Source organism: Streptomyces sp. NPDC014764 (assembly GCF_043082785.1).
Taxonomy (GTDB): Bacteria; Actinomycetota; Actinomycetes; order Streptomycetales; family Streptomycetaceae; genus Streptomyces; species Streptomyces althioticus.
On the sequence record NZ_JBIBXY010000002.1, the window covers coordinates 813,477 to 836,330 of the forward strand.

The following is a 22,854-nucleotide window of genomic DNA, read 5'->3' on the forward strand; positions in this document are numbered from 1 at the left end:
CCCTACTCCTCTGTCCAGGCAGGTCGCCTACTCTCCAGCCTCCTCCCTGCGTGACGTCGAGCCCGCACCCTTCTGACGGCGCCCGTGCCGGCTCGCCGCGCCGGGGTGCGCGCCGCCCTTGGGCCGGGCCTCGCCCGGTGACATGCGAGGGCGTGGCACCCGCCCGGTCGCTGCGCTTCCCCGGGGAGCGAACCGCCCCACACGTCCGGCCGCCCGCATCCGGCGCTTCCGGGCCGCGGCTCCCGCATCGAGCCTGGGAGCCTGGCAGGCGTCCCCTCCCGATGCCTCGCCCGCACCATGACCCGGCGCCTCGCTCGCACCATGACCGGGTGCCTCGCTCGCCTCGGACGGGCCGCCGCCCTCGCCCTCCTCCTCTGCCTCGCCCCGCAGGCAGCGGCGGATCGACTCCGGGTCGAGCCCTTCGTTGCACGCCTGGTGCAGCAGACGCGCGAAGAGATAGTCCGGGTCGGCCCCGAGGGCCATGGCGAGTGCTTCCCGGGCCTCCAGTTCGTCGCCGGAGGACCACGCGACCCATCCGGCGAGGGTGAGGGGCGCCGCGGCGTACTCCCCGTAGGGGCCGACGCAGCGGCGTGCCAAGGTGCGCCACAGGCGGAGGGCAGGGGCCGCTTCGTCGCCCTCCATCCACGCGGCGGCGCGGTCGCGGGTGGTGCGGTCCTGGAGGCCGTGGAGCACCATGGCCGCCTCGTCGTACCCGACCAGTTCGTCGTCGCGCAGGTCCGCCGGGAGTGTGCCGGAGACGGCCGGTGCGCCGGCGAGGCGGCGCATGAGGCGCTCGGCCATTTCCATCGTCTCGTCGGCGACGGCCTTCCGGTCCTCCGCTTCGACGATCCGGGGCAGCAGCTTCAGTGCGGCCTCGTCCAGTGCGCGGCGCTGGTCGTGGGCGGCGGAGGTCTCCCAGGGCTGGAGCCGGGTGTGCAGTTCGCGGAGGGAGCCTCGGACCTGGAGCCCGGCGTAGGCGGCCGCGGCGGCCAGTACGGACGTGCCGGGCAGGCCCATCGGCGTCCCTTCGGCCGGGCAGCAGGAACGGTCGTCGCAGCAGTACGACCAGAAGCGGCCGTCGGAGACGCAGAGGGCCTCGACCACGGGCACGTCCAGTGCTCCGCACTCCACCCGCAGGGTGTGGGCCAGCGGCCCCAGCCGCTCCTTGACCTGCCGGCCGGTCTCACCCTGTCCTGGCTCCTGGCACAGGAAGACGACCATCTGCTCGGGCCGGGAGCCCCGGCGCTCGCAGCCGGTCACGAGGCCCTGGGCGAGCTGGCGGGCGGCCGAGGGCCAGTCACCCTGGTCGGCGGGGATGCCGAGCCGGGCCCGGCCGCCGAACCTACCTCGCCCTCCGGTGTCGTGCAGGGAGACGAGGACCATGCTGTCCTCCGGGCGGTAGCCGAGGAGGTAGGGCACGGCGTCGGCGAGCTCGGCCGGGGTGCGCAGCGTCACCTGCTGCGGGTCGCCGTGGCTCTCGTACGCGGTGCAGGTCACGTCCGGCGGGAGCGGAGGGCGGTCGCTCCGGCCCACCGGCGCGGTCGTTCCGGGGTCGGCCGCGGTGGTATCCGGGCTCGGCGCCGCCGCGTCGCGCCCGCCCTGGATCGGGATGTCACTGTTCTCGGAGGGACCGGTCGTCCCGTTGTGGTTCGTCATGCCGCGACCTTCTCGCAGATTGCGACATTCCGGTTTCCCTGTGGACAACTTGGATCAGGTCCATGTCACCCCTGTCGCCGCAGGCCGACCTTTGTCCACAGCCCTGAGCCGATGTCGGCGCCGTCCTGTTGTATGGGACCCATGGAGCACACGAGCAACACGGATCTCCGGACGGCCGCCGACGAGGTGCTCGCCCGTCTCGTCGGCGACGACACGGGCACAGCACGGCTGCGCGACGACCAGTGGCGGGCGATCGAGGCGCTGGTCGCCGAGAAGCGCCGCGCCCTGGTCGTCCAGCGCACGGGCTGGGGCAAATCCGCGGTGTACTTCGTGGCGACCGCGCTGCTGCGGGCCCAGGGCAGCGGGCCGACCGTCATCGTCTCCCCGCTCCTCGCGCTGATGCGCAACCAGGTCGAGGCCGCGGCCCGCGCCGGTGTCCGCGCCCGGACCATCAACTCCTCCAACAGCGAGGAGTGGGACGCCATCCGGGCGGAGATCGAGGCCGGGGACGTGGACGTGTTGCTGGTCAGTCCGGAGCGGCTGAACAACCCGGACTTCCGCGACCAGGTGCTGCCCCGGCTGGCCGCCGCGACCGGCTTGCTCGTGGTCGACGAGGCGCACTGCATCTCCGACTGGGGCCACGACTTCCGCCCGGACTACCGGCGGCTGCGCACGATGCTGAGCGACCTGCCGGAGGGGGTGCCCGTCCTCGCCACCACCGCCACGGCCAACGCCCGCGTGACTGCCGACGTCGCCGAGCAGCTCGGCACGGGCGGTTCCTCGGACGCGCTCGTGCTGCGGGGTCCGCTGGACCGGGAGAGCCTCAGCCTGAGCGTGCTGCGCCTGCCGGACGCAGCTCACCGCATGGCCTGGCTCTCCGACCACCTGGACCAGCTCCCTGGATCGGGGATCATCTACACGCTGACGGTGGCCGTGGCCGAGGAGGTCACCGCGTTCCTGCGCCGGCGCGGGCATGTGGTCGCCTCGTACACGGGGCGGACGGAGAACGCGGACCGGCAGCAGGCCGAGGAGGACCTGCTCGCCAACAAGGTGAAGGCACTCGTCGCCACCTCCGCCCTCGGCATGGGGTTCGACAAGCCCGACCTGGGCTTCGTGGTCCACCTGGGGTCGCCGTCGTCGCCCATCTCCTACTACCAACAGGTCGGCCGCGCGGGCCGCGGCGTCCGGCACGCGGAGGTGCTGCTCCTGCCGGGCAAGGAGGACGAGGCGATCTGGGAGTACTTCGCCTCCCTCGCCTTCCCCCCGGAGGAGACGGTGCGCCGCACGCTCGACGTGCTCGCCCGCGCCGAACGGCCGCTGTCCCTCCCCGCGCTCGAACCGCTCGTGGAGCTGCGCCGCTCCCGCCTGGAGACCATGCTGAAGGTGCTCGACGTCGACGGGGCGGTGCAGCGGGTCAAGGGCGGCTGGATCGCGACCGGCCGGCCCTGGTCGTACGACGCCGAGCGGTACGCGTGGGTGGCGCGTCAGCGCGCGGCCGAGCAGCAGGCGATGCGCGACTACGTTTCGACGACGGACTGCCGGATGGAGTTCCTGCAGCGGCAGTTGGACGACGAGGGCGCCAAGCCCTGCGGCCGCTGCGACAACTGCGCGGGCGCCCGCTACAAGGCCGACGCCTCCGCCGTGGCGCTCGACGCTGCCCGCGCCGATCTCGGCCGGGCCGGTGTCGAGGTGGAGCCGCGTCGCATGTGGCCCACCGGGCTCCCCGCGATCGGCGTGGAGCTGAAGGGCCGTATCCCGGCCGGTGAGCAGGCCGGTCAGGGGCGGGCCCTCGGCAGGCTCTCGGACATCGGCTGGGGCAACCGGCTGCGTCCGCTGCTCGCACCGCAGGCGCCGGACGGGCCCGTGCCCGACGATGTCGCCCGGGCCGCGGTGGGCGTGCTCGCCGACTGGGCCAAAGGGCCGGGCGGCTGGGCGCCGGGGGTGGACGACGCGCAGCCCCGGCCGGTCGGGGTGGTGACCGTCGCCTCGCGCACGCGACCGCAGCTCGTCCGGACGCTGGGGGCGCATATCGCGGAGACGGGGAGGCTGCCGCTGCTCGGGACGGTGGAGACCACGGGCGAGCAGCATCAGCTTCCCCGCAGCAACAGCGCGCAACGGCTCAAGGCGCTCGCCGGTGCGCTGACCGTCCCGCCCGAGCTCGCGGAGGCACTCGCGCGGGCCGGGGGACCGGTGCTTCTGGTGGACGATTACACCGAGACGGGCTGGACACTCGCCGTCGCGGCACGGCTGTTGCGGCGTGCGGGTGCGCAGGGAGTGCTGCCGCTGGTACTGGCCGTACAAGGCTGAGCGGAAGCCCGCTCTCGGCGGGTGGGGATATTAGCCGCGGATCATCCGATAACGGTCCCCTGCCCCAATTGCTCGTTGCCGCATCCAAGTTCGACAGGAAGAATTGAAGAACGCACCCGCACGGCTTGCCCGCCGACCAGGTAGGGCTCAGTTGCGTGCGCGCTCCCCCGAATCCGACCCGCCCGCAGTGTGGGCGTAGCCGAAGGGAGGACCGTGACCTTCGGATTCGCTCCGTCCTCGGCGGCTTCGCTGTCGACGTCCGCCGCATCCGCCAACCGTGTGCTCGAGCCTGCGGAGTGGGCGGCCGCGGGCATCCCGCTGCTGCGCAGTCCGCGCGAGGTCGTCAGCGGACTGCACGCCCGGCACCGCCCCGGCCCGGCGACCGCGATCGTGGCCGTGCTCGATCCGGACGAACGCCTGCGGGCGAGCGCGTCGTTCACGCGGCGCTCCGCCTCCGCCGACGGCTGGATGTACCGCAACGCGCTGCTAACCCAGCTTCGCCGGGTCATCCCGCACGACCTGCGGCGCCGGACCCCGGTGCGCACCGCCGTCCTGCTTTACTGCCGTGAGGGCGACGCCCGCTGGACGGAGGAGGACGGAGCCTGGATGTGGGGGCTGCGGGACGCCTGCACCCTGCACGGACTGCGTTGCGGGGCGTACATCACGCTGACCCGTGACGGCTGGCAGGTCCTGGGTGAGGGCCGTGGCGGCCGCCATCCCAGCGCCGGTTCGGAGCCGGAGCCGGTCGCCATGTCCGAGGCGCCGCCGCGGATCCCGCGCACCGGCGGGGCCGCGTCGGAGGTGCTGCGGCGCGCAGCGGCCCGCTGACGTCGGGCCCGGTCCGCCCGTCCGCCCACCGGCGACGGCCGCGCGCGCTCGCGCGTGCGGGTGGCGTCGGCATGCCCCGGTGCGGCGCCACGGGGTGCCGGACCGGGCCACTGCGGTGGCGGCGTCAGTGGACGGCGCGGCCCTCGCGATTCAACCCGGCCTCTCACGAACCCCGAGGAGCCGTGGAGCCGCGGAGCCGAGACGCCGTGGAGCCTTCCCCGAGGGATCCGGGAAAGCCGCCACCCAGAACCCGCGGGCCGCGCCCAAGGCCAGCCGCAAGCCACAAGCCGCACCGAAGTACGAAGCGTCCCACCCGGCCCCGGACACACGACCGCCCCCGGGCACACCGACCGGCCGGCGGCACGGAAGTGCGGAAGGCACCGCGGCCGCCGGCGTTCACGCGAGCACGCTGTCCCCGACCGGGTGGCCGACGACGCCGTGGCGTCGGCTCAGACCCCGGCGCCCAGCACGGAGTTGATGCGCTGCGGGTCCCCGCAGACGATCAGCAGTGCGCCGGCCCGGGCGTGAGCCGCCTTCAGGGCGGTGGCGGTCACGGGCTCGGGGCCGCCGTTGACGGCGACCACCACGACGGGACGCTCCTTGGCACGGTCCGCCACCTGGGCATCCGTGTAGAAGACGTCGTCGCCGGCGTCGTGCTGCGCCCAGTAGGACGCTTCGCCGAAGGACAGTTCGTGGGTGGCCCACGGGTGCTGTTCACCGGTGGTGATCACCAGCACGTCCCCGGGGGCGCGGCCCGAGTCCAGAAGCAGGTCGACGGCTTCCTCGGCGGCGTCGAGCGCCCCTTCGACGGAGGCCGGGATCAGCTGGATCTGCGGGCCGTCGGCGGCGACTGGCGCTGCCGAGGGGCCAGGCTTGGCCGCGACGGCCGCGTCACGCGAGGTGCGCTGGGCCGGAGGCGCCGGCCGCGGCGGGCCGGGACGACCGGGACGCGACGGAGCCGCGGGGCGGGGACCGGGTACGGGGCGGGGGGTCGGCGCGGTGCGGCCACTGGCCGGCGTGGCGCGGGGACCCTGGGCACTCTCGTGAATCTGAGGCTCCTCGGGAATGAGAGGCATGAGCTGATTTTTATCAAACGGTGGCACGGCCGGCGTCACCGGGTGGCACATCAGTGCGAGCTTCCGGGTAGAAATCGAAGCCGAGTTGGCCTTCGATCTCCGGGACGCGCGTTTCCGCCCAGGCGCGGGCCTTCTTGAGGTGCCGCCACTGGGGCAGCGCATCAAGATACGCCCACGACAGCCGGTGGAACGGGGTGGGCCCCCGGACCTCCAGCGCGGCCCGGTGCACGGGGGACGGATACCCGGCGTTGTCCGCGAAACCGAAGTCTGCATGGTCGGCGCCCAGTTCGGCCATCATTTTGTCGCGCTGGACCTTGGCGATGACCGACGCCGCCGCCACGGCCACGCACGACTGGTCGCCCTTGATGACCGTCCGGACCCGCCAGGGCGAGCCGAGGTAGTCGTGCTTGCCGTCGAGGATGACCGCGTCGGGCCGGACGGGCAGGCCCTCCAGGGCGCGGACGGCCGCCAGCCGCAGCGCGGCGGTCATCCCCAGGTCGTCGATCTCCTCGGGCGAAGCGTGCCCCAAGGCGTACGACGTCACCCAGCTCCGCAGCGTCTCGGCGAGCTCGGTACGGCGTTTGACTGTGAGGAGCTTGGAGTCGGTGAGTCCCTCTGGGGGCCGGCGCAGTCCGGTGATCGCGGCGCAGACGGTGACCGGGCCGGCCCACGCACCACGCCCCACCTCGTCGACACCTGCAACGATCTTCGCTCCGGTCGTGGCGCGGAGTGAGCGCTCGACGGTGTGAGTAGGTGGTTCGTACGGCATGGCGCCCTTAGCGTACGCCGCCCGGTCCGGCGTCCGACACCCCGGTTCCGGACTGTGGTCACCACCGTCACCACCTTGTGATCAGAAGGCGTGCGGGCGCAGCAGCGGGACCATCAACTGGTCGATCATCTGCTCCAGATCGACGTCCGACCATTCACTGCCGCACATCTTGGAGCGGTACATCATCATCGCCGGGATGGCGTCGAAGACGTATCCGTTGGCCGCGTCGGGCCGCACCTCTCCCCGCTCGATACCACGCTCGACCACCTCGCGAAGCATCGTGAGGGTCGGCTCCACGACCCCGTTGAAGATCACCGACTGGAAGCGTTCCGCCTCGGTGCTGTCGCACTCGTGAATGACCGCGCGCAGGGCGAATCCCGGCTTGGAGAACATGGCCTCCCGGGCCCTGCGGCACAGCTCCAACAGGTCCTCGCGCACGCTTCCCAGGTCCGGCGCCTCGTGGAAGTCGGGCAGCGCGGCGCGCAGGGCGTCGGCGACGAGGTCCTCCTTGGAGGGCCAGCGCCGGTAGACGGCCGCCTTACCCGTCTGGGCGCCCGCGGCGACGCCCTCCATCGTCAGACCGTTCCAGCCGACCGTGCTGAGCTGTTCCAGCGCGGCCTCGAGGATCGCGCGTTCCAGCACGGCGCCGCGGCGGCGGGATGCGGCCGTATGAGCCCGGGCGTCGGCCCAGCTCGAAGTAACCATCTGACTCTCTCCAACGAGCAGAGGAAGCGGGCATTCGGGGATGAAGCACCCGCCGTGCGGCGCCGAAGGGGGACACGCCGACACGACGGCCATCAAGTGAACGCTTGCGTTCACTGTCGGAGGCTCCTACCGTTGACGCGACAGTGAACGCTCTCGTTCACTAACTCTTCCGTGGGGGACCCATTGTGACCACCTCTCCTTTGCTCCAGGATCCGAAGCCGGGTGCGGCTCGCCGGCCAGGGCGTCCCGGCATCGCCCTGGCCGTCATCGCGGCCTGTCAACTCATGGTCGTACTCGACGCGACGATTGTGAACATCGCGCTCCCGCACATCCAGAATGCCCTGCAGTTCAGCACCACCGATCTCACCTGGGTGGTCAGCGCCTACACGCTGACCTTCGGCGGTCTGCTGCTCCTCGGCGGCCGGGCCGGCGACATCCTGGGCCGGCGCCGCGTCTTCATGACCGGCATCCTGCTGTTCACCGCGGCCTCCCTGCTCGGCGGGTTCGCCCAGGAACCGTGGCAGCTGCTCGCGGCGCGTGTCCTGCAGGGCGTGGGCGGCGCGATCGCCTCGCCGACGTCGCTGGCGCTCATCACCACCACGTTCCCGGAAGGCCCCGAACGCAACCGCGCCTTCGGCGTCTTCGCCGCGGTCTCGGCGGGCGGCGGCGCCATCGGACTGCTCGCGGGCGGCATGCTCACCGAATGGCTCGACTGGCGGTGGGTGCTCTTCGTCAACGTGCCCATCGGTCTGCTGATCGCCGTCCTCACGCCGATGTACATCAACGAGTCCGAACGACACACCGGACGCTTCGACATCGCGGGTGCGGTGACCTCCACGGCCGGTATGGCCACGCTCGTCTACGGCTTCATCCGCGCGGCCGAGGAGGGCTGGAGCGACAGCGTCACCATCGGCTCCTTCGTCGCCTCGGCGATCCTGCTGGCGGGCTTCGCGCTGATCGAGTCGCGCGCCAAGGAACCGATCACGCCCCTGCGGATGTTCGCCGACCGCAACCGCTCCGGCACGTATGTGATCATGCTCAGCCTCGCCGCGGCGATGTTCGGCATGTTCTTCTACATCGTTCTCTTCGTGCAGAACGTCCTCGGCTACACCCCGATCGAGGCCGGTCTCGCCTTCCTGCCGGTGACGGTCGTGATCGCCGCCGGGGCAGGGGTCTCGCAGCGGTTCCTGCCGGTGTTCGGCCCCAAGCCCTTCATGATCATCGGTTCGACACTGGCCGCACTGGGACTGGCCTGGCAGACGCTGATCGACTCCGACAGCTCCTACGTCAGCGGCATCCTCGGGCCGATGCTGGTCTTCGGCTTCGGCATGGGCCTGAACTTCGTGACGCTGACGCTCACCGCGGTCTCGGGGGTGGCCCAGCACGAGGCCGGTGCGGCCTCCGGCCTGCTCAACGCGACCCAGCAGGTGGGCGGATCGGTGGGCCTGGCGCTGCTCACCACGGTGTTCGGAACGGCCAGCCGGAACGAGGCGGAGAAGCAGGTGCCCGCCTTCCTCGCGGACGGGACGGCGGAGCAGAAGGCGGAGTTCGCCCGGACACAGCAGCTTCCGGCGCCGTGGGGGCACGAGGTGCTCGCGCAGGGCATCTCCTCGGCCTTCGTCCCGGCCGCCGTGATGGCGGTGCTGGCCCTGGCCGTCGCCTGGTTCGTCATCCGGGTCCGCAAGAGCGACCTGGAGGCGCTGTCCGGCACGGCGGGACCCGGCATCGGCTGAAGGGAACACCACGCGCGCCCGGCCCGGCGACGCACCGGCCGACTTCACGGGGGTCGGCCGGGCGACGCCGGGCCGACGGCGCGCGTACGACCGCAGCACGGTGCACAGCACGAGCAGCACTCCCGCCCACACGGCCATCCCGCGCCCCTCCCCCGCAGCTCCCGCCCCACGCCGACACGTGTCAGCCCTCGCGGGACCGCAGAAGACCCACAGCACCCCGCACGAACCGCAGCCGACACACCGACAACGACCAGCCGGTCACACAGAGTTCCCACCGGGCACGGAGAGTTCCGAAACGGACTCACCATGGCTCGGACCGGTGCGGGCGCCTCAGGCCGCGACCGACCGCGTCACCCACTCCGGCAACGACTCCACACGCCCCGCCCACGCCTCCGGCGGCGCCCCCGCCGGCCCCGCCGCGACGACCCCGCCCACGATGGCGCAGGTGGTGTCGACATCCCCGCCCACCTGCGCGGTCGTCCAGAAGGCGTGCTCGTAGTCGCCCAAGGAGCGGGCGGCGGACCAGAGCGCGAAGGGCACGGTGTCGTGCGCGGTCGTACGCCGTCCGCAGCCGAGGACGGCAGCGACGGTGGCCGCGTCACCGTAGTCGAGCATGTCGCGCGCCCGGCGCAGCCCGGCGCCGACCGCACTGCGTGCGGGGATCAGCGCGATGACCCCGTCGAGGAGGTCCTCGGCACCGGGCGGCCCGTCCGGCGCGGCGGCGATGGCGGCCGCCGCGGCCACGGCCATGGCGCCGACCACGGCCTCGCGATGCTGGTGCGTGGGGTAGGCGGAAATCTCCGCCTGGTGGGTGGCCTGCTCGGGATCGTCGGCGTACCAGGCGCCCAGAGGCGCGATGCGCATGGCGGCGCCGTTGCCCCACGAGCCTTGGCCGTCGAAGAGCGCGGCAGCCAGTTCGCGCCAGTCGCCGCCCTCGCGGACCAGACGCAGCAGCCGGTTGACGGCGGGGCCGTACCCCCGGTCGAAGTCGTGGCGGTGGGCGAAAGAGTGGGCCAGGGCGTCCTGGTCGATGCGGTGATGCGTGGCCAGGACAGTGACGACGGAGCACGCCATCTCGGTGTCGTCCGTCCACTGCCAAGGGCTCTCGGGCAGTTCGCGGCGCTTGAGCAGCGGGTAGTTCACCGGCACGAAGAACTGCGAGCCGAGCGCATCCCCCACCGACAGGCCGCGCAGGCTCGCCAGCGCGCGCCCCAGCCGCGCCTCCGGGGAACGGTCAATGGTCATCGCCTCGCAACTCTCCCATCCGGCTCTCGCCGACTCCAGTGCATTCCGTCTATCCGGTGATCGGGTAGCGCTCCGGCTCGCGCCAGCGTTCGAATGGCTTGTCCAGCGCGTACTTCCCGTTCTCGCCCAGAACGAGCATCCTCACCTCGGCGTTCCCCGGGTTGGACAGCGACTCGAATTCCGCCACGGTCCAGTGGAACCACCGCATGCAGAACAGCCGCATGGCCAGCCCGTGGGTGACGATGAGGACGTTCGGCGGGTGGTCCGGGGCCTCGAAACTGCGGAACAGGCTCTCCAGGAAGCCGCCGACGCGGTCGTAGACGTCTGCGCCGGACTCGCCCTGGGCGAAGCGGTAGAAGAAGTGGCCGTAGGTGTCCCGGTAGGCCTTCTGGAGACGGACGTCCTCGCGGTCCTGCCAGTTGCCCCAGTCCTGTTCGCGCAGGCGGGGTTCCTCGCGGACGCGTATCAGGCCCGGGTCGAGGTGGAAGGCGTGGAGGGTCTCGAGCGTCCGTCGGTACGGGGACACGTAGACGCTGACCCGCTCCTGGCCGAAGATGTCGCGGAGCCGCTCGCCCGTCGCCTCGGCCTGCTTCCTGCCCCGCTCGGTGAGGCCGAGGGCGTGGTCGGGTTCGCGCTCATAGACGGTGTCGTCAACATTGCCCGTTGATTCACCGTGCCGGACAAGGACGATGCGCCGTGGTCGTGCCATGCCAAAACCCTAGATCGGGTGAGGGCGCTTCGGGCACTCGTGCGGGTTCCGTACGGCATTTGTCACACATCTTCGCCGCGCCGGGGCAAGGAAGCGTGCTCACACCGTCCAGGCGGACTCCATGTCGACGATGTCGCCCGCGAGGGCCGCGACGTCCGCCTCGGTCTGCGCCCGCAGCGCCAGTCGCTCCACGCGTTCGGTCCGGTACTTACCGTGTTCGGCGGCGGACCGCCACATCGAGAGGACGAGGTACTCGTTGCCCGGTGCCTCCCCGAACAGCCCCCGCACCATGCCGGGCGAACCGGCCATGGCCGGGTTCCACACCTTTTCCTGCATCAGCACGAAGTGCTCGGCGCGCTCCTCGTGGACCCGGCACAGCGCCACCCGGATCAGGTCGGCGTCGGTGAAGCGCGGCTCGAACCCGGTCTTCACTTCGAAGCGGTGGTCGAACAGTCTGACCTGGGCGTTCTTGAAGGTGCCGGCCTGGGAGGAGGCCAGCCGGTCGTGGGACCGGGCCATGAAGGAGTCGTAGAAGGCGCGGCTCTCCCAGAAGGAGAAGATGTGCGCCACGTCCTGCCGCCCCCGGCTCCAGCCTCCACCCTGCGCGCGAAACCCCGGCTCCCCCAGAAGCCCCGCCCACTTCCGCTGTCCCCGCTCGAACCCCCGACGGTCCACCACGGTGCAGCGAATCCACTTGACCAGCACCGCGCCATCGTAAGGCCAGGGAGCACGGCCCCGGTCGCCCTCGCGAGGACTGCGTACCGGCGCCCGGGAGCGCATGCGTGGCAGGATGGACAAACTGCCGCGGTTTCGCGGTAGTTGGGGTGCGCCGGCAGGACGGTCACGAGGAAGGGGACAACGGGTGAACGGCCTCAGCAAGGGGATCCGCAAGGTCGAGATCGCGCTGCGGTGGGATCCGAGTCCGCCGGGAGAGCCCTCCACCGACCTCGATCTGGTCGCAGCGCCTTATCTGGCGGACGCCCCGCACGGGGACCCCGCCTACGTGGTGCACTTCGACAGCCGCTCCCCCGACGGCACCATCACGCTCGACCGGGACAGCCAGGACGGAAAGGGCTTCGGGTACGACGAGGTCATGACGCTGGAGCTGGACCGCCTGGACCCGCGCTACGCGCGCGTGGTGGTCGGGGTCGTCATCCAGCAACAGCAGGCGCCGCGGACGTTCTCCGGGGTGCGCAACGCGGGGCTGCGCATCCGTGAGGGCTACGACGTGCTGGCGGAGGACGACTTCGGCGGGGTGCCTGGGGCGACGGCGGCCACGGTCGCGGAGTTCGTCCGTGAGGGCTCGGGCCCCTGGGAGTTCCGTGCGGGCGTGCACGGCTTCGACGGCGACCCGGTGGACTTCACGCGCGCGATGGGCGCGGCCCGCCGGGCCTGACCCGGAGGACGGCCCACGGAGAGGGGCGTGCAACGCCCGAGGGCGGTGGTACCGGTTTCCCGGTACCACCGCCCTCACCGTTTCACCGCCGGGCAGAGCCCGGACGGGTCGGCGTCAGCTGCAGCCGCTGGTCGAGCCGCAGCCCTCGCAGATGTAGCAGGAGCCGGCGCGCTGCATCTTCGTACCGCAGGAGAAGCACAGCGGGGCGTCGGCCTGGATGCCCAGCTGCATCTCCACCAGCTCGGCGCTGGTGTGGGCCTGCTTCGGGGCGGGCTTGGCCGCCTCGGTCTCGGCCTTCGGCGCGGCGACCGCCTTCAGCTCCTGGGCACGCGGGGCCGACTGGGCCAGGCCCTCGACGTCGACCTCGTCGTCGGTCGGCTCGTAGGAGCCGGTCTCCAGGTGGCGCTGACGCTCCTCGGCGGAGTGGATGCCGAGCGCGGAGCGCGTCTCGAAGGGCAGGAAGTCCAGCGCCAGGCGGCGGAAGATGTAGTCGACGATCGACTGCGCCATCCGCACGTCCGGGTCGTCCGTCATGCCGGCCGGCTCGAAGCGCATGTTGGTGAACTTCGAGACGTACGTCTCCAGCGGCACGCCGTACTGGAGGCCCACCGAGACGGCGATGGAGAAGGCGTCCATCATGCCGGCGAGCGTCGAGCCCTGCTTGGACATCTTCAGGAAGACCTCGCCGAGACCGTCGTCCGGGTAGGAGTTGGCGGTCATGTAGCCCTCGGCGCCGCCCACCGTGAAGGAGGTGGTGATGCCGGGGCGGCCCTTCGGGAGGCGCTTGCGGACCGGGCGGTACTCGACGACCTTCTCGACCGCGGCGCGGATCGTCTCCTCGGCCTTCTCCGTGACCTCGGCCTTCTCCTTCTCCTTGGTCTTCGCGGAGAGGGGCTGGCCGACCTTGCAGTTGTCCCGGTAGATGGCGAGCGCCTTGACGCCCAGCTTCCAGGCCTCGAAGTAGATCTCCTCGACCTCCTCGACGGTCGCCGACTCCGGCATGTTGACCGTCTTGGAGATGGCGCCGGAGATCCACGGCTGGATCGCGGCCATCATGCGGACGTGGCCCATCGGGGAGATGGCGCGCTCGCCCATGGCGCAGTCGAACACCTCGTAGTGCTCGGGCTTGAGACCGGGGGCGTCGATCACGTTGCCGTTCTCGGCGATGTGGGCGACGATCGCCTCGATCTGCTCCTCCTGGTAGCCCAGGCGGCGCAGGGCCTGCGGGACGGTGCCGTTGACGATCTGCATCGAGCCGCCGCCGACCAGCTTCTTGAACTTGACCAGGGCGAGGTCGGGCTCGACACCGGTGGTGTCGCAGGACATCGCCAGGCCGATGGTGCCGGTCGGGGCGAGCACCGACGCCTGGGCGTTGCGGAAGCCGTTCTTCTCGCCGAGGCGCAGGACGTCCTGCCAGGCCTCGGTGGCGGCGGCCCACACCGGGGTGTCCAGGTCGTCCATGCGCGTGGCGGTGCCGTTGGCGTCGGCGTGCTGCTTCATGACGCGCCTGTGGGCGTCGGCGTTGCGGGCGTAGCCGTCGTACGGGCCGACGATCGCGGCGAGCTCGGCGGAGCGGCGGTAGGCGGTGCCGGTCATCAGGGAGGTGATGGACCCGGCGAGGGCGCGGCCGCCGTCGGAGTCGTAGGCGTGGCCGGTGGCCATCAGCAGGGCGCCGAGGTTGGCGTAGCCGATGCCGAGCTGGCGGAAGGCGCGGGTGTTCTCGCCGATCTTCTCGGTCGGGAAGTCCGCGAAGCAGATCGAGATGTCCATCGCGGTGATGACCAGCTCGACGACCTTCTGGAAGCGCTCGGTCTGGAACGACTGGTTGCCCTTGCCGTCATCCTTGAGGAACTTCATCAGGTTCAGCGAGGCCAGGTTGCAGGACGTGTTGTCCAGGTGCATGTACTCGCTGCACGGGTTCGACGCGGTGATCCGGCCGGACTCGGGGCAGGTGTGCCAGTGGTTGATGACGCCGTCGTACTGGATGCCCGGGTCGGCACAGGCCCACGCGGCCTCGGCGATCTTGCGGAAGAGCGCCTTGGCGTCGACCTCCTCGATGACCTCGCCGGTCATGCGGGCACGCAGGCCGAACTTGCCGCCCTTCTCGACGGCCTCCATGAACTCGTCGTTGACGCGCACGGAGTTGTTGGCGTTCTGGTACTGGACGGAGGCGATGTCGTCGCCGCCCAGGTCCATGTCGAAGCCCGCGTCGCGCAGGACGCGGATCTTCTCCTCCTCCTTCACCTTGGTCTCGACGAAGTCCTCGATGTCGGGGTGGTCGACGTCGAGCACGACCATCTTCGCCGCGCGGCGGGTGGCGCCGCCGGACTTGATGGTGCCGGCGGAGGCGTCGGCGCCGCGCATGAAGGAGACGGGACCGGAGGCGTTGCCGCCGGAGGAGAGCAGCTCCTTGGAGGAGCGGATGCGGGAGAGGTTCAGGCCGGCGCCGGAGCCGCCCTTGAAGATCATGCCCTCTTCCTTGTACCAGTCGAGGATCGACTCCATGGAGTCGTCGACGGACAGGATGAAGCAGGCGCTTACCTGCTGCGGCTGGGGCGTGCCCACGTTGAACCACACGGGGCTGTTGAAGCTGAAGATCTGGTGCAGGAGGGCGTAGGCCAGCTCGTGCTCGAAGATCTCGGCGTCGGCGGGCGAGGCGAAGTACTTGTTGTCCTCGCCGGCCTTCCGGTACGTCTTCACGATGCGGTCGATCAGCTGCTTGAGGCTGGTCTCGCGCTGCGGGGTGCCGACGGCGCCCCGGAAGTACTTGCTGGTGACGATGTTGACCGCGTTCACCGACCAGAAGTCGGGGAACTCCACGCCGCGCTGCTCGAAGTTGACCGAGCCGTCGCGCCAGTTGGTCATGACGACGTCACGGCGCTCCCAGGCCACCTCGTCGTACGGGTGGACCCCCGGGGTGGTGTGAATGCGCTCGACCCGCAGTCCCTTGCCGGCCTTGCTCGCCTTGGCTCGGGAACTACGTGCCGGACCGCTCGCCGTCTCTGTCATGCCGCCTCCCTGATACGGGCGAAAACGCCCTGAAGTGCCCCGATGTTCCCGTGGCACGGTGTTCTGTCTGATGCTGCGGGCACCCACACGCCTGCCCGCAGCAGGTCTTCTTCGTCGCCGGCCGAACCGGTCCCCGGACCCTCGCGTCCGGGGCCGGACCGCCGCTCAGCCGGCGGCGGGGGCGGGCGCGGGGACCTGCACGGCCCCCTCCTGCCCGCTGTCGTCTTCCTGGCTCCCGGGGGCGGCTCCGTCGCCGTCCCCGTCGCCCTCGGCGGGCCGCTCCGCCCGCCGGAGTTCCGCGATCGCGGCCTCGAAGTCCTCGAGCGAGTCGAACGCCCGGTAGACGGACGCGAAGCGCAGGTAGGCCACGAGGTCGAGTTCCTGCAACGGGCCGAGTATGGCCAGCCCCACGTCGTGGGTGGTCAGCTCGGCGCTTCCGGTGGCCCGCACCGCTTCCTCGACCCGCTGGCCGAGCTGGGCGAGGGCGTCCTCGGTGACGGGCCGTCCCTGGCACGCCTTGCGCACACCGTTGATGATCTTGGTGCGGCTGAACGGCTCGGTGACGCCCGACCGCTTGACCACCATGAGCGAACACGTCTCCACGGTCGTGAAACGACGGGAGCAGTCCGGGCACTGACGGCGCCTGCGGATCGACGTGCCGTCGTCGGTCGTACGGCTGTCGACGACACGGCTGTCGGAATGCCTGCAGAAGGGGCAGTGCATGGATCCCAACCCTCCTCACAGCAGACTCAATGGCCTCGCCAGGCCTCAGGGGCCTCACGAAGCAGCACCAGCATAGGCGATCGCGGAGCCCTCGGAGACCGGGGGGACCACAACTTCTGGGCTGCTGTCGCAATCCAACCACTACATGTGGGGATTGGCTCATACATCGAGGCCCGCACGCGTGTCGCGCGCCCGAGCGGGAAGACGGCCCTGGAGCCATGCCCACAGCAGGGCCGGCGGGCCGCGCACGGGTGAACTCCGGAGGGCTCCGCCCGTTGGGGAGAAGGCGTGCCGGAGACGGGGAGGGGGCGTGCCGCTCGGGAAGAGGGCGGGGCCGCTTCACACGCGCGGGGGCCCACGATGGCAGACTGGGTCCGCGCGCCGCGAGGCCGCCACCCCGGCGGAGACCTCGGCGGTGAAGAGTACAACAAATGGCCCGTTTGTCCGGCAGGAAGTGCGGCGACCAATACACCTCGACGAAAGAACGCGTGCCGCAATTCGCGATTTTTCACTCGAACGTGTGTTTGGCGCAACCTTTCGAAAGCATCTACCGTTGTGCTGCAGGGAGACCATCGAGAGGGGCCGACCGTGACCACCACCGCAGACAGTGCCGCCATCACTGCCCAGGACCGCTCCCAGGGCCGCATCGAGCCGGTGCATGCGATGAACGAAGCCACGAATCCCGAGGCGCACAAGCGCTCCCTGCCGGGCCGACCTCCCGGCATCCGGGCGGACAGCTCCGGACTCACCGACCGCCAGCGCCGGGTCATCGAGGTCATCAGGGACTCGGTGCAGCGCCGCGGGTACCCGCCGTCGATGCGGGAGATCGGCCAGGCGGTCGGGCTCTCCAGCACCTCCTCCGTCGCGCACCAGCTCATGGCGCTGGAGCGCAAGGGTTTCCTGCGCCGTGACCCGCACCGTCCGCGCGCGTACGAGGTGCGGGGGTCCGACCAGGCCGCGTCCGTGCAGCCGACGGACACCGCCGGCAAGCCCGCCGCGTCCTACGTACCACTGGTCGGCCGGATCGCCGCCGGTGGCCCGATCCTCGCGGAAGAGTCCGTCGAGGACGTCTTCCCGCTGCCCCGGCAGCTCGTGGGCGACGGTGAGCTGTTCGTGCTCAAGGTCGTGGGTGACTCCATGATCGAGGCCGCGATCTGCGACGGCGACTGGGTCACGGTCCGCCGCCAGCCGGTCGCCGAGAACGGCGACATCGTGGCCGCGATGCTCGACGGCGAGGCGACCGTGAAGCGGTTCAAGCGGGAGGACGGCCATGTGTGGCTGCTCCCGCACAACGCGGCCTACGAACCGATCCCCGGTGACGACGCGACGATCCTCGGCAAGGTGGTGGCCGTCCTCCGCCGCGTCTGACCCCGGCGGGATGCCAGGCCACTCCCTTGGCCCTCCCCGCCCCCTGACCGGACCCCGGAACCCCTGCGCCGGTTCCGGGGTCCTGCGTGTCTCCGGACGCCGCGCAGGGCGCTCTGGGGGCCTTCAGCGGACGCGATGGCCGCGTGGCGCACCGGAGAGCCTCAGGACATCCCCCGAGAGCCTCCGGACATCGCTACGAAGGCCTCCTGCGGTGCCTCCACTTGCCCACGCGGCGTGCGCCCGCCCTTCCCCGGCCTCGAGCGGCGTGCGCCCGCCCCTCCCCCGCCTCGGGGGACACCGAGCCCCAGGCCCGGTCCTAGTCCGTCTGCTTCGCCGCCGCGTCGATCGCCGCCAAGGACTTCCGCACCTGGTTCCGGTCCGTCGTGTACCAGAAGTCCGGCATCGACGCCTTCAGATAGCTGCCGTAGCGCGCCGTCGCCAAGCGGGGGTCCAGGACCGCCACCACTCCGCGGTCGCCCGAGGCGCGGACCAGGCGGCCCGCTCCCTGGGCCATCAGCAGCGCCGCGTGCGTCGCGGCGACCGCCATGAAGCCGTTGCCGCCGGCCTCCTCCACGGCCTTCTGCCGCGCGCTCATCAGCGGGTCGTCGGGACGCGGGAACGGGATCTTGTCCATGACCACCAGCTGGCAGCTCGGCCCGGGGACGTCCACGCCCTGCCACAGCGACAGCGTGCCGAAGAGGCACGTCTGCGGATCCGCCGCGAAGTTCTTGATCAGCTCGCCGAGCGTCTCCTCGCCCTGGAGGAGGATCGGGAACTCCGGGATGCGCGACCGCAGCTCCTCCGCGGCGAGCTGGGCGCCCCGCATCGACGAGAACAGCCCCAGGGTGCGCCCGCCGGCCGCCTGGATCAGCTCCGTGAGCTCGTCCAGCATGTCCTTGCGGTCTCCGTCCCGGGCCGGGCGGGCCAGGTGCTTGGCGACGTACAGGATGCCCTGCCTGGGGTAGTCGAACGGCGAGCCGACGTCCACGCCCTTCCACTGCGGCAGGTCGTCGCCCTCCGCGCCCTCGGGGCCGAGCCCGAGCGACGCCCCCACGCCGTTGAAGTCGCCGCCCAGCTTCAGCGTCGCGGACGTCAGCACGACCGAGCGGTCGGTGAACAGCTTCTCGCGCAGCAGCCCCGAGACCGACATGGGCGCGACCCGCAGCGAGGCCCCACTGTGCCGATATGCGGCTCCGCCGCGGGGCTCGTGCCGCTCGTACCAGACGACGTCCCACTCGGAGCCGTGGGTGATCCGCTCCGCCACGTCGTGGACGCTCTCCACCGAGGCCAGCGCCTGCTTGCGCACCGCGTCCTCGTCCTGGACCGACTTGTCGCGGGTGGAGCCGATCGCGGAGATCACCGTGCGGCACGCGTCGCGCAGCGCCATCAGCGCGTACCCCAGGTCCTCCGGGATCTCCTCCAGCCGGCCGGGCAGGGCCAGCTCCATCAGCCGCTCGAAACCCTCGGCGGCCGTCTGCAGCTGGTCGGCCGCCTTCTCGTTCACCAGCTTCGCCGCACGCCGCACCGCGCGGTTCACCTGCCCAGGGGTGAGCTCGCCGGTGGCCACCCCGGTCACCCGGGAGACCAGCTCGTGCGCCTCGTCCACGATCAGCACCTCGTGCTGCGGCAGCACCGGCGCGCCCTCGATGGCGTCGATGGCGAGCAGCGCGTGGTTGGTGACGATCACCTCGGCGAGCTTGGCGCGCTCGCGGGCCGCCTCGGCGAAGCACTCCGCGCCGTACGCGCACTTCGTGGCACCCAGGCACTCCCGCGAGGACACCGACACCTGGGACCAGGCCCGGTCGGACACGCCGGGTGTGAGGTCGTCGCGGTCGCCGGTCTCCGTCTCGTCCGACCAGTCGCGCAGCCGGAGCAGGTCCTGGCCCAGCTTGCTGGTGGGCGCGGCCGCCTCGAACTGGTCGAAGAGGCCCTCTTCCTCGTCCTGCGGGACGCCCTCGTGCAGCCGGTGCAGGCACAGGTAGTTCGACCGGCCCTTGAGCATGGCGAACTCCGGGCGGCGGCGCAGCTGCGGATGCAGCGCCTCCACCGTGCGCGGCAGGTCCCGCTCCACCAGCTGCCGCTGGAGCGCCAGGGTCGCCGTCGCGACGACGACCCGCTCTCCGTGCGCGAGCGCGGGCACCAGGTAGCCCAGGGACTTACCGGTGCCGGTGCCGGCCTGGACGAGCAGATGGGCGCCGTCGTCGATCGCCTCGGCGACGGCTTCGGCCATGGCCACCTGACCGGGGCGCTCCGTGCCGCCGACGGCAGTGACGGCAGCATGCAGGAGTTCGGGAAGTGAGGGCTGAGTCATAGCCCGACCAACCCTACGGCCCCCCACCGACAAACGTGCGCGCACACGGAGGGCGGCCGAGATGGCCGAGGCCCCGCGCCCGAAGCACCGCCCCCGCGCGCGGCGCGCGGAAGGACCGCCGCCGCTACCACGCCCCGCGCCCCAACGCCCCCGCTCCACGAGATCCGCACACGACCGGCCAGGTCAGACGCCTTGTAGCCGAACCGTTGCCGTTCCGTCGGACGGCCCCCATGGCGAACGCCTAGTGTGTGGTGCCGTTGTCCCAAGCCGTCGGAGCAGCGGCCGACTCGTCCGGTCGGATGCGAAGACGGGCGTCGTACCATCATCGTTCGTTCAACGGGGAGTTCAGATCATGCGATCCATACGGCCGTCGTCCACCGCACGCCGCGAGAGGAGGCGGTCGCACAAAACCTCCCCCGTGCTGGCGGCAGTTGCTCTCGCCTCCGCACTCGCACTGACCACGACCGCGTGCGAGTCGGGCGACACCGACGTGAGCGCGGACGCCTCCGCGACGGCCGCCGCCGACGACGGCAAGCTCAAGATCCCGGACGACCTCGCGGACCGGCTCAAGGAGCACGGGATCGACCTGGACAAGTGGCGGGACGGCGCCTGGAAGAACTGGGACAAGGACAAGTGGCTGCGTGAGGCGCAGGACTTCGTCAACCCGATCATCGAGGACCTGTGGGACCCGGACCGCATGCGGGACGCGGACGAGCCCGACCAGCCGGAGGTCGATGAGAACGACATCTCCGGCGACCAGGGCGTCACCGACCCGACGCCGGATCCGGTGCAGGCGAAGGCCGTGCCGACGTCGTACCACGAGAACGCGCCGACCGCGGGGAAGGTCTTCTTCGACTCGCCCGAGGGCACGATGGTCTGCTCCGCGACGGTGGTCGAGGACCCGGCCAACCCCGGCAAGTCCAACATGGTGTGGACGGCGGGCCACTGCGTGCACGCGGGCAAGAAGGGCGGCTGGTACCGCAACATCGCCTTCGTGCCGTCGTACAACGACTCGGGCATGCCGGCGAAGGAGATCGGCGCGGCCCCCAAGGAGGAGGTCGCTCCGTACGGCGTCTGGTGGGGCGACTGGGCGCAGACCTCGGACCAGTGGATCGAGCAGGGCGGCGCGACCGGCGGTGACGGCGCCTCGTACGACTTCGCCGTCATCCATGTGACGCCGGAGAAGGGCAGCGGCGGCAAGTCGCTGGAGGAGACGGTCGGTGCGGCCGTGCCGGTCGACTTCGACGCGCCCGCCGTGCCGAAGATCGAGAAGATGACGGCGATCGGCTACCCGGCCGCGCCGCCGTACGACGGGCAGTCCCTGTACACCTGCGAGGACAAGCCGGGCCGGCTGTCGCTGAGCGCGTCCGACCCGACGATGTACCGCATCGGGTGCAGCATGACCGCCGGTTCCTCCGGCGGCGGCTGGCTCGCGGCCGGCCAGGACGGGAAGCCGACGCTGGTCTCCAACACCTCCATCGGCCCGGTGACGACCGGCTGGCTGGCCGGGCCGCGGCTCGGCAAGGAGGCCAAGGGCGTCTACGACGCGGTCAGTGAGAAGTTCGCCGGTCAGTGACCGGACCGTCCGTCCCGGGTGGCGCCGCGCACCCGGGACGGACGACGCGGCACCGCAGCGGCGGCACACGATCTTTGAGCAGTGACGGGGGTCACCACAGTATGCGTTCCTTCTCCATGTCCGTCCCGCGCCGGCGCGGACGGCGGACCGTTCTCGCCGCGAGCGCGCTGCTCGCCGCCGTGGCGCTCACCGCGACCGCCTGCGGAGGGTCCGCGGAGGACAAGGCGGCCGACCGGCCCGACGCCGGGGCGAGCCGCGCCGCGGACGACGCGGGCGGCGGCGTCCGCGTCCCGGCCGACCTCGCCGACCGTCTGAAGGACCACGGGATCGACGTGGACCGCTGGCGTGAGGGCGGCTGGAAGGACTGGGACGAGGACGAGTGGCTGCGCGAGGCGAAGGACTTCGTCAACCCGGTCATCGAGGGCCTCTGGATGCCGGAGCGGATGCGGTCCGCCGAGGAGGCCGAGAAGACGGTCACCACGAAGGACGCCTCCGCGGCCCAGGGGCTGAGCGACCCGGAGCCGGCACCGGTGACGGCGCAGGCGGAGAGGACGCCGTACCACGAGAACGCGGCCCCGGTCGGCAAGGTGTTCTTCGACTCCCCCGAGGGCCCGGCCGTCTGCTCCGGCACGGTCGTCAAGGACGTCAACCACCCGGGGAAGTCCAACCTCGTGTGGACCGCCGGGCACTGTGTGCACGCGGGCGGGAACGGCGGCTGGTACCGCAACATCGTCTTCGTCCCGGCCTACAACGACTACGGCCGCTCGGAGGCGGAGCTGAGCCGGGCGGGCACCTCCGAGATCGCCCCGTACGGCAACTGGTGGGCGGACTGGGCGTCGACGTCGAACGGCTGGATCCAGGGCGGCTCCAAGAGCGGCGGCGACGGGGCGGCGTACGACTACGCCGTGCTGCACGTGCAGCCGGAGCGGGGCTCGAAGTCCCTGGAGGAGACCGTCGGCGCCGCGCTGGACGTGGACTTCTCCGGCCCGGCCGCCGCCGAGGCGGGCACGATGGGCGCCTGGGGCTACCCGGCGGCGCCGCCGTACAACGGGCTGCGGATGTTCAAGTGCCTGGACACTCCGGGCCGCTTCTCGCTCGCCCCGAACCTGCCGGACATGTACCGCATCGGCTGCACGATGACCGGCGGCTCTTCCGGCGGCGGCTGGTTCCGGGTTGCGGACGGCGAGACGGTGCTGGTGTCGAACACCTCGATCGGCCCGCTGGACCACACCTGGCTCGCGGGCCCGCGCCTCGGCGCGGACGCCGAGGCGCTGTACCAGAACATGAGCAGGACCTACGGCGGCCGCTGAGCCTCACACGACGAGGGCCCGCCCCCTGCACTCGGCAGCTTGGGTTCTAACGGTCCTCGCAACACCCGCGATCTGTGGGAGTTGCGAGGACCGTGGCCGTTGGACGCGATGATCTTGCGGGGATGCGGGAGCG

At 71.5% G+C, this 22,854-nt stretch carries 17 protein-coding genes; 7 read left to right on the top strand and 10 right to left on the bottom strand.

Annotated features, from left to right (window positions below):
* Nucleotides 1–27 precede the first annotated feature (27 nt).
* The gene (locus ACF1AG_RS08650) at nt 28–1,656 is read right to left on the bottom strand and encodes a DUF4192 domain-containing protein (protein WP_391809515.1); all 1,629 of its coding nucleotides are present in this window, start codon (nt 1,654–1,656) and stop codon (nt 28–30) included.
* A 141-nt stretch (nt 1,657–1,797) separates the two neighbouring features.
* On the opposite strand from ACF1AG_RS08650, the gene ACF1AG_RS08655 reads away from it, so the two are divergent.
* Both ACF1AG_RS08655 and ACF1AG_RS08660 read left to right on the top strand, forming a co-directional pair.
* The gene (locus ACF1AG_RS08655) at nt 1,798–3,963 is read left to right on the top strand and encodes a RecQ family ATP-dependent DNA helicase (protein ID WP_391809516.1); all 2,166 of its coding nucleotides are present in this window, start codon (nt 1,798–1,800) and stop codon (nt 3,961–3,963) included.
* Between the two features lie 213 nt (nt 3,964–4,176).
* Nucleotides 4,177–4,791 carry a hypothetical protein gene (locus tag ACF1AG_RS08660; protein ID WP_391809517.1) on the top strand — a complete coding sequence of 205 codons (615 nt, stop codon included), beginning with the start codon at nt 4,177–4,179 and terminating at the stop codon, nt 4,789–4,791.
* Nucleotides 4,792–5,240: 449 nt separating this feature from the next.
* On the opposite strand, the gene ACF1AG_RS08665 is transcribed toward ACF1AG_RS08660, so the two are convergent.
* The 3 genes from ACF1AG_RS08665 to ACF1AG_RS08675 all read right to left on the bottom strand — a co-directional run bounded on the left by ACF1AG_RS08665 (nt 5,241) and on the right by ACF1AG_RS08675 (nt 7,341).
* Nucleotides 5,241–5,867 carry a hypothetical protein gene (locus ACF1AG_RS08665; RefSeq protein ID WP_387795687.1) on the bottom strand — a complete coding sequence of 209 codons (627 nt, stop codon included), beginning with the start codon at nt 5,865–5,867 and terminating at the stop codon, nt 5,241–5,243.
* Between the two features lie 13 nt (nt 5,868–5,880).
* Nucleotides 5,881–6,636, bottom strand: coding sequence for a ribonuclease HII (locus ACF1AG_RS08670; RefSeq protein ID WP_359606557.1), 756 nt, complete (start codon nt 6,634–6,636; stop codon nt 5,881–5,883).
* Nucleotides 6,637–6,717: 81 nt separating this feature from the next.
* Nucleotides 6,718–7,341 (bottom strand): TetR/AcrR family transcriptional regulator, encoded by a 624-nt coding sequence (locus ACF1AG_RS08675; RefSeq protein WP_387795689.1) that lies wholly within the window; start codon nt 7,339–7,341, stop codon nt 6,718–6,720.
* Nucleotides 7,342–7,526: 185 nt separating this feature from the next.
* Between ACF1AG_RS08675 and ACF1AG_RS08680 the strand changes: the two genes are divergently transcribed.
* A complete protein-coding gene (locus tag ACF1AG_RS08680; protein WP_387795691.1) occupies nt 7,527–9,074 on the top strand; it encodes an MFS transporter in 1,548 nt (515 codons plus the stop codon).
* Between the two features lie 330 nt (nt 9,075–9,404).
* Here the strand turns inward: ACF1AG_RS08680 and ACF1AG_RS08685 are convergent, their stop codons facing one another.
* From ACF1AG_RS08685 to ACF1AG_RS08695, 3 genes are all read right to left on the bottom strand, one after another.
* Nucleotides 9,405–10,319, bottom strand: coding sequence for an ADP-ribosylglycohydrolase family protein (locus ACF1AG_RS08685; RefSeq protein WP_359608016.1), 915 nt, complete (start codon nt 10,317–10,319; stop codon nt 9,405–9,407).
* Nucleotides 10,320–10,368: 49 nt separating this feature from the next.
* A complete protein-coding gene (locus tag ACF1AG_RS08690) occupies nt 10,369–11,028 on the bottom strand; it encodes a histidine phosphatase family protein (protein ID WP_359608018.1) in 660 nt (219 codons plus the stop codon).
* Between the two features lie 99 nt (nt 11,029–11,127).
* On the bottom strand, nt 11,128–11,733 hold the full coding sequence (locus tag ACF1AG_RS08695) for a YdbC family protein (RefSeq protein WP_359608019.1): 606 nt from the start codon (nt 11,731–11,733) through the stop codon (nt 11,128–11,130).
* 157 nt (nt 11,734–11,890) lie between these two features.
* On the opposite strand from ACF1AG_RS08695, the gene ACF1AG_RS08700 reads away from it, so the two are divergent.
* Nucleotides 11,891–12,424 (top strand): TerD family protein, encoded by a 534-nt coding sequence (locus ACF1AG_RS08700; protein WP_359608021.1) that lies wholly within the window; start codon nt 11,891–11,893, stop codon nt 12,422–12,424.
* A gap of 114 nt (nt 12,425–12,538) precedes the next feature.
* Here ACF1AG_RS08700 and ACF1AG_RS08705 read toward each other — a convergent pair whose 3' ends face one another.
* Both ACF1AG_RS08705 and nrdR read right to left on the bottom strand, forming a co-directional pair.
* The gene (locus tag ACF1AG_RS08705) at nt 12,539–15,433 is read right to left on the bottom strand and encodes a vitamin B12-dependent ribonucleotide reductase (RefSeq protein ID WP_391809518.1); all 2,895 of its coding nucleotides are present in this window, start codon (nt 15,431–15,433) and stop codon (nt 12,539–12,541) included.
* A gap of 165 nt (nt 15,434–15,598) precedes the next feature.
* Nucleotides 15,599–16,156: a transcriptional regulator NrdR gene (gene nrdR, locus ACF1AG_RS08710; protein WP_391809519.1), complete on the bottom strand. Its 558-nt coding sequence runs from the start codon at nt 16,154–16,156 to the stop codon at nt 15,599–15,601.
* 588 nt (nt 16,157–16,744) lie between these two features.
* Here nrdR and lexA point away from each other — a divergent pair.
* Nucleotides 16,745–17,524, top strand: coding sequence for a transcriptional repressor LexA (gene lexA / locus ACF1AG_RS08715; protein ID WP_024885652.1), 780 nt, complete (start codon nt 16,745–16,747; stop codon nt 17,522–17,524).
* A gap of 316 nt (nt 17,525–17,840) precedes the next feature.
* Here lexA and ACF1AG_RS08720 read toward each other — a convergent pair whose 3' ends face one another.
* On the bottom strand, nt 17,841–19,835 hold the full coding sequence (locus ACF1AG_RS08720) for an ATP-dependent DNA helicase (protein ID WP_359607359.1): 1,995 nt from the start codon (nt 19,833–19,835) through the stop codon (nt 17,841–17,843).
* Between the two features lie 352 nt (nt 19,836–20,187).
* Between ACF1AG_RS08720 and ACF1AG_RS08725 the strand changes: the two genes are divergently transcribed.
* Together ACF1AG_RS08725 and ACF1AG_RS08730 are read left to right on the top strand one after the other, a co-directional pair.
* Nucleotides 20,188–21,411 carry a hypothetical protein gene (locus ACF1AG_RS08725; RefSeq protein ID WP_359607357.1) on the top strand — a complete coding sequence of 408 codons (1,224 nt, stop codon included), beginning with the start codon at nt 20,188–20,190 and terminating at the stop codon, nt 21,409–21,411.
* A 101-nt stretch (nt 21,412–21,512) separates the two neighbouring features.
* Nucleotides 21,513–22,721 (top strand): hypothetical protein, encoded by a 1,209-nt coding sequence (locus tag ACF1AG_RS08730; RefSeq protein WP_359608186.1) that lies wholly within the window; start codon nt 21,513–21,515, stop codon nt 22,719–22,721.
* Nucleotides 22,722–22,854: the final 133 nt, after the last annotated feature.